Origin of the sequence: Methylobacterium sp. UNCCL125, from assembly GCF_900116795.1 — a bacterium.
GTDB classification, from domain to species: domain Bacteria; phylum Pseudomonadota; class Alphaproteobacteria; order Rhizobiales; family Beijerinckiaceae; genus Methylobacterium; species Methylobacterium fujisawaense.
In genome coordinates this window covers 1-15,294 of record NZ_FPBW01000047.1, presented here as the reverse complement: position 1 = coordinate 15,294, position 15,294 = coordinate 1, and the positions used below count along the sequence as shown (strand labels likewise).

Below are 15,294 nucleotides of genomic sequence, written 5' to 3'. Positions count from 1 at the left end.
GGAGGGTCCGATGGCACAGAAGACTCTCCGCATCGAGCAGATCGGTTCGCCGATCCGCCGCGAGGCCAGCCAGCGCGCGACGCTGATCGGCCTGAAGCTCAACAAGCTCCACCGCGTGTCCGAGCTGGAGGATACCCCCTCCGTGCGCGGCATGATCCGCAAGGTTGCGCACCTCGTGCGCGTCCACGGCGACGTGGCGTGAGGAGGTCCCGATGAAGCTCAACCAGATCAGCGACAATCCCGGCGCCACCAAGGACCGGATGCGCGTCGGCCGGGGCATCGGCTCCGGCAAGGGCAAGACCGCGGGCCGCGGCGTGAAGGGTCAGAAGGCCCGGACCGGCGTGTCCATCAAGGGCTTCGAGGGCGGTCAGATGCCGCTGCATCGGCGCCTGCCGAAGCGCGGCTTCAACAACCTCTACGCCCAGGACCTGAACGAGGTGAACCTCGGCCGGATCCAGGAGGCTGTCGACGCGGGCAAGCTCGACAAGGCCGCCACCGTGACGGTGGAGAGCCTGGTCGCCGCCGGCCTCATCGCCCGTCCCCGCGACGGCGTGAAGCTGCTCGGCGTCGGCGAGCTCACCGCGAAGCTCAGCTTCGAGGTCACCCGCGCCTCCAAGTCCGCCGTCGAGGCGGTCGAGAAGGCCGGCGGCTCGGTCACCGTCGTCTACGCCCAGGGTGCTTCCACCCGCGGCGGCAGCGAGGCGGCGACGGCCTGACGGGAGCGACGCCGGGACCCGTTGCACGGTTTCCGCGCACCCTTTAAGCCGAACCTTCGAGCGGCGGCCCTGCGACCACGCGGGCCGCCGTTTTTCGTTTCATCCGGGCTCCACCGCCCGGCGACATGTCCAGGACGCGACGCTTATGGCCTCAGCCGCCGAGCAGCTTGCCGCCAACCTCAATTTCGGTGCGATCGCCAAGGCCGATGAGCTGAAGAAGCGCATCTGGTTCACGCTCGGCGCCCTCGTGGTGTTCCGGCTGGGCACGTACATCCCGATCCCCGGCATCGACCCGGAGCAGTTCGCCCGGAACTTCCAGCAGCAATCGGGCGGCGTGCTGGGCCTGTTCAACATGTTCTCGGGCGGCGCGGTCGAGCGCATGGCGATCTTCGCCCTGAACATCATGCCCTACATCTCGGCCTCGATCATCGTGCAGCTCCTGACCTCGGTGATCCCGAGCCTGGAGGCGCTGAAGAAGGAGGGTGAGTCCGGCCGCAAGGTCATCAACCAGTACACCCGCTACCTGACGGTGGTGCTGGCGCTGGTGCAGTCCTGGGGCATCGCCATCGGCCTGCAGGGCTCCTCGGCCGCGATCGATCCGGGACCGTTCTTCCTGGCCTCGACGGTGATCACGCTCACCGGCGGCACCCTGTTCCTGATGTGGCTCGGCGAGCAGATCACCTCGCGCGGCATCGGCAACGGCTCCTCGCTGATCATCTTCGCGGGCATCGTCGCCCACCTGCCGGTGGCGATCGCGGGCGCCCTGGAACTCGGACGCACCGGTGCCCTGTCCCCGGCGATCATCCTGGGCGTCGGCGTCGCCGCCGTGGCGCTCGTCTACTTCATCGTGTTCATGGAGCGCGCCCAGCGCCGCCTCCTGATCAACTACCCGAAGCGCCAGGTCGGCAACCGCATGTACGAGGGCCAGACCTCGTTCCTGCCGCTCAAGCTCAACACCTCGGGCGTGATCCCGCCGATCTTCGCCTCGTCGCTTCTGCTCCTGCCGGCGACCGCCGCGAGCTTCTCGGCCAATGGCGGCGCCACCGGCTGGCTCGGCACGGTGACGGCCTATCTCGGCCACGGCACCCCGCTGTTCATGGTGCTCTACGCGGCGCTGATCATCTTCTTCACGTTCTTCTACACCGCGGTGGTCTTCAACCCGCAGGAGACGGCTGACAACCTGAAGAAGCATGGCGGCTTCATCCCGGGCATCCGTCCGGGCGAGCGCACCGCGGCGTTCATCGACAAGGTGCTGACCCGCATCACGGTGATCGGCGCCCTGTACCTGACCCTGGTGTGCCTGTGCCCGGAGATCCTGTCGTCCTACGCGGCGGCGAGCCTCGGTTTCGGCGGCACGTCGCTGCTGATCGTGGTCTCGGTCACGATGGATACCGTGGCGCAGATCCACGGGCACCTGATGGCCCATCAGTACGAGGGCCTCGTGAAGAAGGCCAAGCTGCGTGGCGCCTCGACCACGCAACGCCGGCGCTGAGCCTGCTACAGAGGCGGGCCGTCACCAAGGACACGCCCGCCTCTGGCCCAAAGGTCTGGATGCCTGTCGGGCCCTGACCGGCTAGAAGACCCCGAACCCGGCGATGCCAGGGAGGCTTCGCCACCACGGCTTGTGCCCACAGAGAGAGTGGGCCGAACGAGGACAACGCCATGCGTATCATTCTGCTCGGGCCGCCCGGTGCGGGGAAGGGGACGCAATCCGAGCGGATCGTACAGCGCTTCGGCATCCCGCAGCTTTCCACCGGCGACATGCTTCGGGCGGCCGTGGCCGCCGGGACGCCGATCGGCCTCGAGGCCAAGGCCGTGATGGAATCCGGCGGTCTCGTCTCGGATCGGATCGTGGTCGGCATCGTCGCCGAGCGGATCGAGGAGGCGGATGCCCGCCGCGGCTTCATCCTGGACGGCTTCCCGCGCACGGTGGCGCAGGCCGAGGCCCTCGGCACGATGCTGGCCGGCAAGGGGATGGGCCTCTCCGCGGTGGTCGAGCTGAAGGTCGACGAGAACGCCCTGGTCGGCCGCATCGAGAAGCGGGCCGCCGAGACCTTGGCCCGCGGCCAGGCGGTGCGGAAGGACGACACACCGGAGGTGTTCAAGCAGCGTCTCGAGGCCTATCGCGCCCAGACGGCCCCGCTGTCGGCCTATTACGCCAAGCAGGGCATGCTGGAGACCATCGACGGCATGCAGCCGATCGACAAGGTCACGGCCGACCTGATGGCGGTGCTGGAGCCGCACGAGGAGCGCGTCGCCTCCTGAGTCGATCGCCGCGCGCCGACCGCTCGGTGGCGCGCGGACGTGAACTCGAGGCGTGGTCAGTGGGTTGAGAGGCGCATCCCGGATCGGAATCGCCATGACCCTCCGCCTCTTCGCCACCGCGACGCTCCTCCTCGCGGTCGCATTCCCCCCTCTGCCGGCCTTCGCGCAGAGCCCCGCCCAGTCCTTCGTGTACGGGCAGAAGCGCTTCCGCCATGCCTGCCGGCCGCCGCTCAAGTATGTGGCGGGGACCTGCGCCCGCCGCTGCCCCGCGGGCTATCAGGATATGGGCGGCTATTGCCGGCTGCGGAACCAGGGCTTCCGCTGAGACGCGGCTGCCGACTCGCAGCGCCCGGGACGATGCATCAGATCCGCCCTTCGCGACGCAGGCTCCCGAAGAAGTTGGCGATGTCCATCTGAAGCGAGCGGTGGCCGAACAGGCGGAACGGGTAGCCCTCGTCGGTGCCGATGCGCAGCTCGATCATCGCCGTCATCGGGTTGTAGCGGAAGACCATGCGGTGCCCGGCGAAGGTCGCCCAGAGCAGGGGCGGCCCGTCATCCGCGCTCTGGAGCGCCACGGAGCCGGGCTCCGCTTCGGCGAGGATGCCGCCGATGACCGCGAGCGTCACCGGCAGGACCTCGTCCAGGGTTTCCTCGGCGGCCCGCAACACCGAATCGGCGAAGGCCCGGAGCGTTGCGCCGTCGCTGGTCAGAACCGCCATCTTGGCTCCTCGATCATCTCGACCCGGGTCCCGCACGCGGCGCATGACGGGACGCGGCCATGCCTGACGGTCGTTGACATCGGGCCGCCCGCGCGCTAGCAGGCCCTCCTTCGTCCAACCGAACGATGGTCCGAGGTGCCCTGTCCAGGGCCGCCCGCGGGCCGCGTCGTCGTTTCACGTGCGCATGGGCCGGCCTCCACCGGACGCGCGCGACACCAGCCCGGACACCCGGGCCTGACATGGAGAGTGATCGTGGCCCGTATCGCAGGCGTCAACATCCCGACCAACAAGCGCGTCGTCATCGCGCTCCAGTACATCCACGGTATCGGCGCCAAGAAGGCCGAGGAGATCACCCAGAAGGTGAACATCCCCGCCGAACGTCGGGTCAACCAGCTGACCGACGCCGAGGTTCTCTCGATCCGCGAGACGATCGACCGCGACTACCTGGTCGAAGGCGATCTGCGCCGCGAAGTGTCGATGAACATCAAGCGCCTGATGGATCTCGGCGCCTATCGCGGCCTGCGTCACCGCAAGCAGCTGCCGGTCCGCGGCCAGCGCACCCACACCAACGCCCGCACCCGCAAGGGCAAGGCGAAGCCGATCGCCGGCAAGAAGAAGTAATCTTTGGGATCGGGAGGCCGGGCTTCGCTCGGCCTCCATTCCGTCCCGCTGGGCGTCCCATGAGGCGCCCGGCTCTGGCTCGCCAGCCCTGCACGGGCCAAGCGGCCAAGTCCCAAGAAGAATCCCGAGCGCCTGGTGTTACGGGCGTGCCTGAAGGAAGAGTGAGAACAGATGGCTAAGGAACCGCAACGCGTCCGCCGCCGCGAGCGCAAGAACATCGTGTCGGGCGTCGCCCACGTGAACGCCTCGTTCAACAACACAATGATCACCATCACGGACGCGCAGGGCAACACGATCTCGTGGTCGTCCGCCGGCGCCATGGGCTTCAAGGGCTCGCGGAAGTCGACCCCGTACGCCGCCCAGGTTGCCGCCGAGGATGCCGGCCGCAAGGCCGCCGAGCACGGCATGCGCACCCTCGAGGTCGAGGTGTCGGGTCCCGGTTCGGGCCGCGAGTCGGCGCTGCGCGCCCTCCAGGCCGCGGGCTTCACGGTGACGTCGATCCGCGACGTCACCTCGATCCCGCACAACGGCTGCCGGCCGCGCAAGCGTCGTCGCGTCTGATCCGCGCCGGAGAAGCCTTTTGACGGAGAAGCTCATGACGGGATCGAAGCCGCTTCCGGGCGTGCTGCGTTGGAACCTCGGCGACCTCACGGTCACCGCGCTCAACGACGGCTGGTTTCAGGCCAGCCTCGATCTCGTCACGGGGATCTCCCAGGAGGAGGCCGGGCGGCTACAGGTGGCGGGCTTCCGCACCGAGCAGCCCAAGATCACGCTGAACGCCTTCCTGATCACCGGCGCCGGCCGCAAGCCGGTGCTGATCGATACGGGCTATGGCGATCTGGCTCCGGCCGAGACCCTCGGCCGGGCCGGCGCGGCGCTGGCGCTCACGGGCGTCAAGCCGGAGGAGATCGAAACCGTTCTCGTCACCCACCTGCATCCCGACCATGTGGGCGGGCTCGTGAAGGACGGTGCGGCCCGATACCCGAACGCCGAGATCGTGGTTCACGCCGACGAGGCGGCCCATTGGCTGCCGGACGAGGCCCTGTCGCGGGCGCCGGATGCGGCCAAGCCGTATTTCGAGGGCGCCCGGAAGGCCGTGGCGCCCTATGCCAAGCGGATGCGGGAGCATCGGGGTGGCGAGGTTCTGCCCGGCATCACCGCACTCCATCTGCCCGGCCATACGCCGGGCCATTGCGGTTTCCGCATCGTCTCCGGTGGACAGTCGCTGCTGATGTGGACGGATGTGGTGCACCTGCCGGCGATCCAGTTCAAGAACCCGCAGGCGGGTGTGGGCTTCGACGTCGACGGAGATCAGGCGCGGGAGACGCGCAAGAAGATCATGGACGCGGTGGCGAGCGAGCGGACCTTCATCGCCGGCTCGCATCTCGAATTCCCGGCGCTCGGCTACGTGGATCGGGACGGGGCGGGATACAGCTTCGTTCCGGCACTCTGGGTCGGCGGCGAGTAACGGCAAACACGGATTCAGGGACCGTTCGGGGCGCCAAGGGGCGGCGCCGAACGGCCGAAGCGCGGGAACGGGCGTCGCGGATCCCGGGCATGGACGAGAGGTAGGATCGTGGTCATTCAGAAGAATTGGCAGGAACTGATCAAGCCGAACAAGCTGCAGGTCACGACCGGCGACGACCCCAAGCGGGTCGCCACCGTCGTCGCCGAGCCGCTCGAGCGCGGCTTCGGCACGACGCTGGGCAACGCCCTGCGCCGGGTGCTCCTGTCGTCGCTCCAGGGCGCGGCCGTGACCTCGGTGCAGATCGACGGTGTGCTGCACGAGTTCTCGTCGATCCCCGGCGTGCGCGAGGACGTGACCGACATCGTCCTCAACATCAAGACCATCGCCATCCGCTCGCAGACGGACGCGCCCAAGCGCATGACCCTGCGCAAGACCGGCCCGGGCCTCGTCACGGCCGGCGACATCGGCACGGTCGGCGACATCCAGATCCTGAACCCCGACCTCGTGATCTGCACGCTGGACGACGGCGCCGAGATCCGGATGGAGTTCACGGTCGCCACCGGCAAGGGCTACGTCCCGGCCGAGCGCAACCGCCCCGAGGACGCCCCGATCGGCCTGATCCCGGTCGACTCGCTGTTCTCGCCGGTCACCAAGGTCAGCTACCGCGTCGAGACGACCCGCGAGGGCCAGGATCTCGACAAGGACAAGCTCACCATGACGGTGGAGACCAACGGCGCGGTCTCGCCGGAGGATGCGCTGGCCTATGCCGCCCGCATCATCCAGGACCAGCTGCAGGTCTTCGTGAACTTCGAGGATCCGCGCAAGGAAGAGGCCGCGCCGCTCGCGCCGCAGCTGCCCTTCAACCCGGCGCTGCTCAAGAAGGTGGACGAGCTCGAGCTGTCGGTCCGTTCGGCGAACTGCCTGAAGAACGACAACATCGTCTATATCGGCGACCTGATCCAGAAGTCCGAGGGCGAGATGCTGCGGACCCCGAACTTCGGCCGCAAGTCGCTCAACGAGATCAAGGAAGTGCTCGCCGGCATGGGCCTGCACCTCGGCATGGACATCCCCGGCTGGCCGCCGGAGAACATCGAGGACCTCGCCAAGCGCTTCGAGGAGCACTACTGAGAGGCGAAGCCGCCTCGGGCTGAACGGGGCGGCGCTGTACGGCGCCGTCGGTTCGGCCGGTCCAGACCCGGGACTTCGCCGAGCCGACGCGAGGTCCCGAAAGAATCCCGCCGCAGGGTCATGCGGAATCAACCGCCCCGATTTCGGGGCACCCGGCCGTACCGTGGCACGGCGGCCGAGACGAAAAGGAAGCCAGCACCATGCGTCACGGTTATCGCGGCCGTCGTTTCAACCGCACCGCCGAGCATCGCAAGGCGATGTTCGCCAACATGTCGGTCGCTCTGCTCAAGCACGAGCAGATCATCACGACCCTGCCGAAGGCCAAGGATCTGCGCCCGGTGGTGGAGAAGCTGATCACGCTCGGCCGCATCGACAGCGTTCACACCCGGCGTCTCGCCATGGCGCAGCTGCGCGATGCCGACATGGTCAAGAAGCTCTTCACCGTGCTCGGCCCGCGCTACAAGGGCCGTCCGGGCGGCTATTGCCGCATCATGAAGGCCGGCTTCCGCCAGGGCGACAACGCCCCGATGGCCGTGATCGAGTTCGTCGATCGCGACGTCGAGGCCCGCGGCAAGGATTCCGGTCCGAGCCAGGTCGCCGAGGCCGCCTGATCCCTCGAAGGGCGTTCCGACGCTCCCGATGTCTGAGAAGCCGTCCCGGCTCATCCGGGGCGGCTTCTTGCGTTTCGCGTCCTTGCGAGCGGAGCGAAGCAATCCAAGGCAGCGCGCGGTCTCAGGCTGTCGCGTGTCCCTGGGTCGCTTCGCTCCGCTCGCGATGACGATGCGCGAGTCATAAAAAACCCGCCGGCTCGCGCCGACGGGTCTGTAGCAGGGTCCACGTCTCGGATGGTCGCGGGAGCTCGCCCTGGCGGCCCGTATCGGACGGGCCGGGAACTCGACCGCGCCGCGTTCCGAAAACCCCTATCCCTGCCGGAACTCGTCCGGTGGACCGTCCTGGTCCAGATCGTTGTCACGCCTGCGGCGCGGGAAGATGCCGTGATTGCTCATGGTCCACCTCCTCTTCGTAACCCGGAGCCATCGGGCTCCACGGAGAGAGAATGAGCCGGCAACCGGTTGGTTGCAAGCCCCCCTCAGACGGAGGTCCCGACCGCACCCTCCAGCAGCGTGGCGACCCGGGCCGCGAGATCGGCCGAGCGGAACGGCTTGGCGAGCACCGGCAGGTCCTCGGGGATCTGCATCGCATCGGCGTGGCCCGTGAGGATCAGGACCGGCATGTGCGGATCCCGGTCGCGGATCTCGGCGGCCAGCTCGATGCCGCTCATGCCGGGCATGGCCAGATCGGCCACGACGATGTCGTAGCGGTCCCCCTGGAGAAGCCGGAGCGCAGCCTCGCCATCGCCGGCCTCCGTGGTGCTGTGGCCGAATCCGGTCAGGAAGGAGGCCGTCACGTGCCGCACCTGCGGGTCGTCGTCGACGATGAGGACGCGGGCGCGCCGGCCGGCGACCGGGGCGGCACCGGACGCCTCGGCGGCCTGCTCGGGGGCTTGGTCGGCGAAGGGCAGAGCCAGCTCGACACGGGTACCGCGCCCGACCACGCTGTCGATCACCAGCCGGCCCTTGGATTGCTGTGCGAGGCCGAACACCATGGCGAGCCCGAGCCCCGTCCCCTGGCCGACCGCCTTGGTTGTGAAGAACGGCTCGCAGACCCGGCGCAGGATCTCCTCCGGTATGCCGGTCCCCTCGTCGGTGACGCTGATGCCCAGATAGGTGCCGTCGGCGATCTCGGGATCGCCGCCGATGCTGAGTTGCCGGGTCGCCACCGTGATGGCGCCCCCGTCCGGCATGGCGTCCCGGGCGTTGATGCAGAGGTTGAGCACGGCGAGTTCGAGCTGGTCCGGATCGACCTGGACCGCCGCAAGACCCTCCTCGAGGTCGGTCCGGACCGTGACGAGGCCGCCGAGGCTGCGCCCGAACAGGTCGCTCATCCCGGTGATCAGGGTGTTCACGTCGACGGCCCGTGCCTGGAGGTCGTGGGCACGGCTGAAGCTGAGGAGGCGCTTCGTCAGGGACGCGCCGCGTTCGGCGGCTCCGCGGGCGTTCTCGATCAGCCGCTGGACCCGCGGTTGGTCGGCAACCTTCGGGGCGGCGAGTTCGAGGCTGCCGAGGATCGCGGTCAGGAGATTGTTGAAATCGTGCGCGATGCCCCCCGCGAGGGTGCCCAGCGCCTGCATCTTGTCCGATTGCCGCAGCCGGGCCTCCAGGGTCCGCTGCTCGGTCACGTCGCGCTCGATCATCGCGAGGTGGCTGATCGAGCCGCCGGCATCGCGGATCGGCACGCGCGTCACGTGGCTCCACTGCTCGGCCCCCGTCGGGCCATCGCTGATGAGGCTCTCGGCCACCGCCCCGGAGCGGATCGCCGCCTCGTCCGCCGCCGTCACCGGGGCCGCCTTCGGGCCGAGGAGCTCGCCCTCGCGCCGCCCGAGGCAGGCGGCGATGTCGTGGCCGAGGAGGGCGGCCTTGCGGGCGTTCAGCCGCACGAACCGGCCCTGGGCGTCCTTGAAGCTGATCGCGTCCTGGGCGTGGTCGAGGAGGCCGCGCAGGAGCGCCCGCTCGGTGGCGAGGTCCCGGCCGAGGCTATGGCGCTCGAAGGCCTGCCGGACGGTGGAGCGCAGCAGGCCGGCATCCCAGGGCTTGGTGACGTAACCGACGATGCCGCCGCGGTTGAGGGCGGCGATCACCGCGGTGATGTCGGCGTAGCCGGTCAGCAGGATCGCCTGCGCGTCGTGAAAGGTCCGGGCCTCGGCGAGGAGCGCGTCGCCGGTCAGGCCGGGCATGCGCTGGTCGGAGAGCACGACGGCGATGTCGGGCTCGGCGCGCAGGATCTCCAGCGCCTCCGCGGGGCGCGAGGTCGTCAGCACCCGGTAGGACTCCTCGAACAGGTCCTCCAGGGCGATCAGGATATCCGGCTCGTCGTCGACGGCCAGGATCGTCCCTACACCTGCCGTACCGTCACTCATGCACTGGCGCCTGCCGCGGGATCCCGATCACGAAGCAGGCTCCCCCACCCGGGGCCGTCTCCACGGTGAGCGAGCCGCTATGCGCTTGAACGACGCTGTATGCAATCGCAAGACCCAGACCGGTACCGGACCCCACCGGTTTCGTCGTGAAGAACGGCTCGAAGATCTTCTCCCGCAACGTATCCGGGATTCCGGGACCGGTATCGCTGATACGGATCTCGTCGAACTCTGGGCTCGACTGGGTCGTGATCCGGATCGTGCCGCCCTCCGGCATCGCGTCGGCGGCGTTGCCCAGGATGTTCATCACCACCTGATTGAGCAGCGCCGGGGTGCAGTGGATCTCGGCGCGCCCCGCGAAGCTGCGCTCCACGGCGATCCGGTCGCCGAGCTTGTGCTGGATCAGGGCCAGCACCGTCTCGATCGCCTCCGGGACGTTGACCAGGGCACGTTCGCCCTCGTCGAGGCGCGAGAACTTCCGCAGGTTCAGCACGAGATCCTGGATCCGGGTCAGCCCCATCCGCATCGAGCCGACCCGTTGCCGGGCCTTGTCGACGGCGCGGGCGGCCGCGTCCGGCGCGGCATCCGGCAATTCGCCGAGCAGGCGTTCGACCGTGCCCTGATGGGCCAGGATGAAGGCCAGCGGGTTGTTGATCTCGTGCGCGATGCCGGCCACCAGTTCGCCCAGCGAAGCCATCTTGGCGGCCTGGACGAGCTTGGACTGCGCCTCGGTGAGTTGGCGATTGGCGTCGGCGAGGTCGCGGTTGGCGCGCTCCAGGGCGTCGGCGAGCCCGGCCCGCGCCTCGGCCGCCTCGGCCTCGGCGCGGGCGCGCTCCACCGCCCGCTCGCGCTCGCCGAACTGGCCGGCGATGCGCCGGTCATCCTCCTCCAGCAGGCGCCGCCGCACGAAGCCGCGCACCCGCAGCGCCAGGACCTCGGCATCGGTCTTCGAGACCACGTCGTCGGCCCCGGCCGCGTAGGCTTCGACGAGGAAAGTCTTGGCCGGATCGCTGCCGGCGATCCCGACGAGGTGGAAGCCCGCACCCGCCGCCTGGCCGGAGCGCCGCTCGCTGATCACCTGGCACAGGGCGAGGCCGTCATAGGCGTGGCCCAGGAGATCGACCGTCACGCAGTCGAAGGCCTCGGCGCCGGCCGCCGCGTCCAGGGCGGCCAGCGCCGCGTCCGGCCCGTCGGCGCTGACCACGTGATGGCCGTCCTGGCCCATCAGGCCGGCGAGGAAGGTCCGGTACGTCGCGCTCCCGTCGATCACCAGGATCCGCCCGCGTCGGAACGCGGCCGCACCCGGGCCCTCGCCCTCGCTTGCGGGGCGACGCTCGCGCAGCAGGGCGCGGATCCGCAGGATCATCAGGTCGCGATCGGCGGATTTCGGCAGGTAGGCGTCGGCGCCGCTCTCGAGGCCCTGACGCTCGCCCCCGCTGCCGCCGGTCAGCATCAGGACGGGGAGGGCCCGGGTGCGCAGGGACAGGCGCATCTGCCGGATCAGCTCGTCGCCGTTCATGCCCGGCAGGTGATAGTCGGCCACCACGAGATCGGGCTGGCTGCGGTTGAGGTGGTCGAGGGCGGTCTCGGCGGAGGCGCAGCGCTCCACGGCGAATCCATGCGCCTCCAGGAGCAGACGCAGCTCCAGGGCCTGCGTCTCCGAATCCTCGACGAGCAGGATCCGGGCCGGCACCTCAACCGTGCCGGCCTCGATCACGGCCGAGCCCCCCCGTCAACGAGGCGCAGGACGTGGTCGGCGATTCGGTCGAGGGGGAGAACGGCCCGGGCGGCCCCGAGCCGTACAGCCGCCGCCGGCATGCCGTAGACGACCGCGGTGCTCTCATGCTCGGCGACGGTCTGGGCGCCGGCCTTCTGCATGTCGGCGAGACCGATGGCTCCGTCCTCGCCCATGCCGGTGAGCAGCACGCCGATGCCGGAGGCTCCGGATTGCCGGGCCATGGACCGGAACAGCACGGTCGCGGCGGGGCGCTGGCCCGAGACCGGCGCGGAATCGATCACCCGCAGGATCCGGCCGGAGCCGATCTCCAGGTGGCGGTCGCCCGGGGCCACGTAGACGCGGCCGGCTTCGGCCCGCTCCCCGTCCCGGGCCAGCGCCACCGGCAGGGTCACGACGCTGTCGAGCCAGCTGGCGAACCCGTCCATGAAGGCCGCCCCCATGTGCTGGACCACCAGCACCGGCAGCGGGAAATCCTGGGGCAGGGCGCCGATCACCCGCGCCAGCGCCGGGGGTCCGCCCGTCGAGGCGGCGATGCCCAGGAGGCTCGGGGCCTGCCCGGTCAGCTCGGCCGGCGGCGCGTGGGGCGCGGCGACGGCACGGCCCGCCCATTCGGTGCCGATCGGGCGGCGGCGGATGACCGGAACCTGGGCCATGATCCGCAGCTGCGTGCAGATCTCGCCGGCCACGCCCTCATAGCCGGCATGGGTCGTGGCCACCGGCTTCTCGACCACCGACAGGGCCCCGGCCCGCAGCGCGTTCATGGAGATGCGCAGCGAGGAATCCTCGACCGAATCCGCCACGACGACGATCGGTGTCGGGTGCTCGGCCATGATCCGGCGGGTCGTCTCGAGGCCGTCGATGCCCGGAAGGCGGATATCCATCGAGATCACGTCCGGCCGCACGGTCCGGAGCTTGTCGAGGGCCTCCTCGCCGGAGGCGACCGCGGCCACGAGTTCGAGGCGGGGATCGCGGGAGACGATGTGGCGCAGCAGCTCGCGCACCACGAGGCTGTCCTCCACGAGCATCACACGGACGGGGGTCATAGGAGCTGCCCGATCGTATCCAGCAACTGGCGCTGGTCGAACTTCTGCTTGGTGAGGTAGGCGTCGGCGCCGAGATCCAGGCCCCGGGCGACGTCGGCGGCATCCCCGCGGGAGGTCATCAGGATCGTCGGAAGCCGGGCGAAGCGCTCGTCGGCCCGGAGGGCCTTGAGCAGGCCGAACCCGTCGAGCCGTGGCATCTCCACGTCGGCGAGGACCAGGTCCACGGGCTCGATCTCGGCGCGCAGCCGTTCGAGGGCATCCTGCCCGTCGACGCAAACGACCACACGGTAGCCGGCGGCTTCCAAGATGCCCTTCTCCAAGGTCCGGGTGGTGATCGAATCGTCGACGACCAGAATCGTCGCGCGGGCGGAAGCGCGCGGCGACACGGGAGTCGTCGAACGTTGAGCCGGCCCCATCGTTCCGAGCGACCCGCCCGACGCCCCGGCCAGGGCGCGGACCGCGATCCCCTCGGGATCGAGGACCAGGACCGGCACGTCCCCGTGCAGGACCGCCGTGCCGGCGATCAGGCCCGGATCGGCCCCGAAGGCGGGCGCGGGCAGGACCAGGAACGGACGGACGTCGTGCAGACGATCGACCGAAAGGGCCAGACGGCCGCCGCGGGTCCGCAGCACCACGGCGGTCAGCATGCCGGGATCGGCGGGATCGGCCGACTGTCCGAGGATCGCGGCGAGGTCCGTGACCGGGTGGCTCGTCGCCGCATCCCCCTCACCGAGCCGCAGGATCGTCCGTCCCATCGCGACCGGGAGTTCGCCGCGCTTGAGGCGCAGGAGGCGCTCCACGGCGCCCCCCGGCAGCGCGTAGCTGCGCCCGGCCGCCTCGACCAGCAGCAGGCTGCGCCGGGCCGCCGAGAGCGGCAGGCTGAAGATCAGGGCGGTGCCGGCCGGATCGCGCGGCTCCAGGCGGACGCTGCCCATGAGCTGGCGGGCGGCGTCCGCGGCGACCGAGAGGCCGTAGCCGCGCCCCGACAGGGTATCGACCGCCTCGGCGGTGGAGAAGCCGGGCTCGAAGACGAGGCGCAGCAGGGTCTCCGGGTCGGCGGCGGCCGCGGGACCGAGGAGGCCGCGGGCCCGGGCCGCCGCCTCGATCCGGGCGAGGTCCGGCCCGGGCCCATCGTCGAAGACGGTGACCTGAAGGCGGGAGCCCTGCACTGCGACCGCGAGCCCGAGGCCCAGGGCCTCCGGCTTGCCGGCCGCGCGCCGCACCTCCGGCGCCTCCCAGCCGTGGCTGAGGGCGTTGCGGAGGGCGTGGAGCAGCGGATCCTTCAGGGCCTGCAGCGTGCCACGCTCCACCGGCAGGTCGAGGCCCCGCAGGTCGATATCGACCTCGCGGCCCTGCTCCCGGGCCGTCTCGCGCAGCGACCGGGCCAGCGGCGCCAGCACGGTCTCGGCCGGCACCAGGGCGAGGCGCTCGGCGGCGGCCCGGACGCGGGTCGCCGCCCCCTCGACCGCGCTGGTCGCGGAAGCTTGGCGCCGCGACAGATCCGCGGCCTCCCGGGCGAAAGCGTCGGCGCGGGCCGCGAAGGCGCGCCATTCGGGCCGCTCCGCGCCGGCCCCGGCGGCGATGGTCTCCGCGCCGAGGCGCAGGTCGCGGGCGAGGCGGGCGAGGCGGGCGAGGCCGTCGGCTGCGGGCGCTTGGCCCGCCAGGGTGCTGGCCAGATCGTGGCTCGCCCGGGCCAGCGCCTCGACGGCGTCCGCCGGCACCCGCAGGATGGCGGCGGAGGCTTCGGCCGGCTCGGGGGCCGGCTTCGGCGCAGGCGCGGCCGGTGACGGGGTCGGTGACGGGGCCGCCGGCATGTCGGGCGGGCTCGGGGCCGGAGCCGAGGCCGGGCCGGGCGGCGGCGTTTCCCCGGGCAGATCGAGGAGGCGCCCGAGCGCCGCCAGGGCGTCGGGCGGCATCTCCGGGCCGGCCCCGTCCGTGAGGCCGGCGACGTAGGACTCGATCCGGTCGAGGACGAGGTGGACGGCGTTGGCCGCCTCGCGGTCGAGGGCGGTGGCGCCGGTGCGCACGCCCTCGAACAGGGTCTCGAGGCGGTGGGCGACCGCCTCGACCGCGGGGAGGTCGACGGCGCGCGCCGCCCCCTTCAGGCTGTGGGCCCGGCGGAAGACGTCGTTCCAATCCGGCGTGGCGCTGCCGAGCGCCCCGCGGATCGCCGTGACGTGCTCCCGATGCTCCACATCGAAGGCGGCGAGCAGGAGCTTGCGGATGTCCTCGGCCAAGGGGCGCGCCGCCTCAGTTCCGGTAGCGTTCGGCGAGGGCCATGAGGGCCTGGGCGAGTTCGGTGAGGTTGGCGGAGGCGGCCTCGACCTGCCGGGTGCCGGCCGCGGTCTGCTGGCTGGCCTGGCGGATGTTCTGGAGCGCGCCCATCACCTGCTCGATGCCGAGCTGCTGCTGGTTGGTCGAGGCGACGATCTGCTGGAAGGTCTGGACGTTCTCCTCCACCCGGGCGGTGATCTCCTCGATGGTCCGCTGCGTCGTGTCCGAGCGCGTCTTGCCGGCGGCGGCGCGCTTGACCGCCTCCTCGGTGAGCATCACCGAGGTGTTGATGCCCCGCTGGATCTCGCCCAGGATCCCCCGCACCTGGCCGGTGGCCGCCTTGGCCTG

Annotated in this window: 15 protein-coding genes and 1 pseudogene; 10 read left to right on the top strand and 6 right to left on the bottom strand. The window is 70.6% G+C overall.

The window, feature by feature from the left end; all coding sequences use genetic code 11:
• Positions 1-10 precede the first annotated feature (10 nt).
• From rpmD to BM396_RS29660, 5 genes are all read left to right on the top strand, one after another.
• Positions 11-202, top strand: coding sequence for a 50S ribosomal protein L30 (gene rpmD / locus BM396_RS29680; protein ID WP_043355035.1), 192 nt, complete (start codon positions 11-13; stop codon positions 200-202).
• Positions 203-212: 10 nt separating this feature from the next.
• Positions 213-716, top strand: coding sequence for a 50S ribosomal protein L15 (gene rplO, locus BM396_RS29675; protein WP_043355037.1), 504 nt, complete (start codon positions 213-215; stop codon positions 714-716).
• A gap of 145 nt (positions 717-861) precedes the next feature.
• A complete protein-coding gene (secY, locus tag BM396_RS29670; protein ID WP_043387379.1) occupies positions 862-2,208 on the top strand; it encodes a preprotein translocase subunit SecY in 1,347 nt (448 codons plus the stop codon).
• Between the two features lie 170 nt (positions 2,209-2,378).
• Positions 2,379-2,981: an adenylate kinase gene (locus tag BM396_RS29665; RefSeq protein ID WP_043355040.1), complete on the top strand. Its 603-nt coding sequence runs from the start codon at positions 2,379-2,381 to the stop codon at positions 2,979-2,981.
• Between the two features lie 94 nt (positions 2,982-3,075).
• Positions 3,076-3,306 (top strand): hypothetical protein, encoded by a 231-nt coding sequence (locus BM396_RS29660; protein WP_043387377.1) that lies wholly within the window; start codon positions 3,076-3,078, stop codon positions 3,304-3,306.
• 37 nt (positions 3,307-3,343) lie between these two features.
• Here the strand turns inward: BM396_RS29660 and BM396_RS29655 are convergent, their stop codons facing one another.
• Positions 3,344-3,700: a hypothetical protein gene (locus BM396_RS29655; protein WP_043355044.1), complete on the bottom strand. Its 357-nt coding sequence runs from the start codon at positions 3,698-3,700 to the stop codon at positions 3,344-3,346.
• 252 nt (positions 3,701-3,952) lie between these two features.
• Between BM396_RS29655 and rpsM the strand changes: the two genes are divergently transcribed.
• The 5 genes from rpsM to rplQ all read left to right on the top strand — a co-directional run bounded on the left by rpsM (position 3,953) and on the right by rplQ (position 7,528).
• Positions 3,953-4,321 carry a 30S ribosomal protein S13 gene (gene rpsM, locus BM396_RS29650; protein WP_010686168.1) on the top strand — a complete coding sequence of 123 codons (369 nt, stop codon included), beginning with the start codon at positions 3,953-3,955 and terminating at the stop codon, positions 4,319-4,321.
• A gap of 171 nt (positions 4,322-4,492) precedes the next feature.
• On the top strand, positions 4,493-4,882 hold the full coding sequence (rpsK, locus tag BM396_RS29645) for a 30S ribosomal protein S11 (RefSeq protein WP_010686167.1): 390 nt from the start codon (positions 4,493-4,495) through the stop codon (positions 4,880-4,882).
• Between the two features lie 34 nt (positions 4,883-4,916).
• Positions 4,917-5,789 carry an MBL fold metallo-hydrolase gene (locus BM396_RS29640; RefSeq protein WP_043355054.1) on the top strand — a complete coding sequence of 291 codons (873 nt, stop codon included), beginning with the start codon at positions 4,917-4,919 and terminating at the stop codon, positions 5,787-5,789.
• A 108-nt stretch (positions 5,790-5,897) separates the two neighbouring features.
• On the top strand, positions 5,898-6,917 hold the full coding sequence (locus tag BM396_RS29635; RefSeq protein ID WP_010686165.1) for a DNA-directed RNA polymerase subunit alpha: 1,020 nt from the start codon (positions 5,898-5,900) through the stop codon (positions 6,915-6,917).
• 200 nt (positions 6,918-7,117) lie between these two features.
• Positions 7,118-7,528: a 50S ribosomal protein L17 gene (rplQ, locus tag BM396_RS29630; protein WP_043355049.1), complete on the top strand. Its 411-nt coding sequence runs from the start codon at positions 7,118-7,120 to the stop codon at positions 7,526-7,528.
• A 479-nt stretch (positions 7,529-8,007) separates the two neighbouring features.
• Here rplQ and BM396_RS29625 read toward each other — a convergent pair whose 3' ends face one another.
• The 5 genes and pseudogenes from BM396_RS29625 to BM396_RS29605 form a co-directional block, all read right to left on the bottom strand.
• A complete protein-coding gene (locus tag BM396_RS29625; protein ID WP_043355050.1) occupies positions 8,008-9,894 on the bottom strand; it encodes a response regulator in 1,887 nt (628 codons plus the stop codon).
• Positions 9,887-11,608 carry a response regulator gene (locus BM396_RS29620; protein WP_043387375.1) on the bottom strand — a complete coding sequence of 574 codons (1,722 nt, stop codon included), beginning with the start codon at positions 11,606-11,608 and terminating at the stop codon, positions 9,887-9,889. Before BM396_RS29620 ends, BM396_RS29625 begins: the two co-directional genes overlap by 8 nt.
• Positions 11,605-12,672, bottom strand: coding sequence for a chemotaxis-specific protein-glutamate methyltransferase CheB (cheB, locus tag BM396_RS29615; RefSeq protein WP_043387373.1), 1,068 nt, complete (start codon positions 12,670-12,672; stop codon positions 11,605-11,607). The genes BM396_RS29620 and cheB overlap by 4 nt, the downstream gene beginning before the upstream one ends.
• Complete coding sequence (locus BM396_RS29610; protein WP_043387372.1) at positions 12,669-14,909, bottom strand: hybrid sensor histidine kinase/response regulator; 2,241 nt, start codon at positions 14,907-14,909, stop codon at positions 12,669-12,671. The genes cheB and BM396_RS29610 overlap by 4 nt, the downstream gene beginning before the upstream one ends.
• A 13-nt stretch (positions 14,910-14,922) precedes the next feature.
• Positions 14,923-15,294 (bottom strand): annotated as a pseudogene (locus BM396_RS29605) (hypothetical protein); the annotation flags it as partial.

Excerpts from the sequence above, each read along its gene's own strand:
- rpmD (WP_043355035.1), top strand. The coding sequence starts at position 11 with ATGGCACAGAAGACTCTCCGCATCGAGCAGATCGGTTCGCCGATCCGC.
- rplO (WP_043355037.1), top strand. The coding sequence starts at position 213 with ATGAAGCTCAACCAGATCAGCGACAATCCCGGCGCCACCAAGGACCGG.
- secY (WP_043387379.1), top strand. The coding sequence starts at position 862 with ATGGCCTCAGCCGCCGAGCAGCTTGCCGCCAACCTCAATTTCGGTGCG.
- BM396_RS29665 (WP_043355040.1), top strand. The coding sequence starts at position 2,379 with ATGCGTATCATTCTGCTCGGGCCGCCCGGTGCGGGGAAGGGGACGCAA.
- BM396_RS29660 (WP_043387377.1), top strand. The coding sequence starts at position 3,076 with ATGACCCTCCGCCTCTTCGCCACCGCGACGCTCCTCCTCGCGGTCGCA.
- BM396_RS29655 (WP_043355044.1), bottom strand. The coding sequence starts at position 3,700 with ATGGCGGTTCTGACCAGCGACGGCGCAACGCTCCGGGCCTTCGCCGAT.
- rpsK (WP_010686167.1), top strand. The coding sequence starts at position 4,493 with ATGGCTAAGGAACCGCAACGCGTCCGCCGCCGCGAGCGCAAGAACATC.
- BM396_RS29640 (WP_043355054.1), top strand. The coding sequence starts at position 4,917 with ATGACGGGATCGAAGCCGCTTCCGGGCGTGCTGCGTTGGAACCTCGGC.
- rplQ (WP_043355049.1), top strand. The coding sequence starts at position 7,118 with ATGCGTCACGGTTATCGCGGCCGTCGTTTCAACCGCACCGCCGAGCAT.
- BM396_RS29625 (WP_043355050.1), bottom strand. The coding sequence starts at position 9,894 with ATGAGTGACGGTACGGCAGGTGTAGGGACGATCCTGGCCGTCGACGAC.
- cheB (WP_043387373.1), bottom strand. The coding sequence starts at position 12,672 with ATGACCCCCGTCCGTGTGATGCTCGTGGAGGACAGCCTCGTGGTGCGC.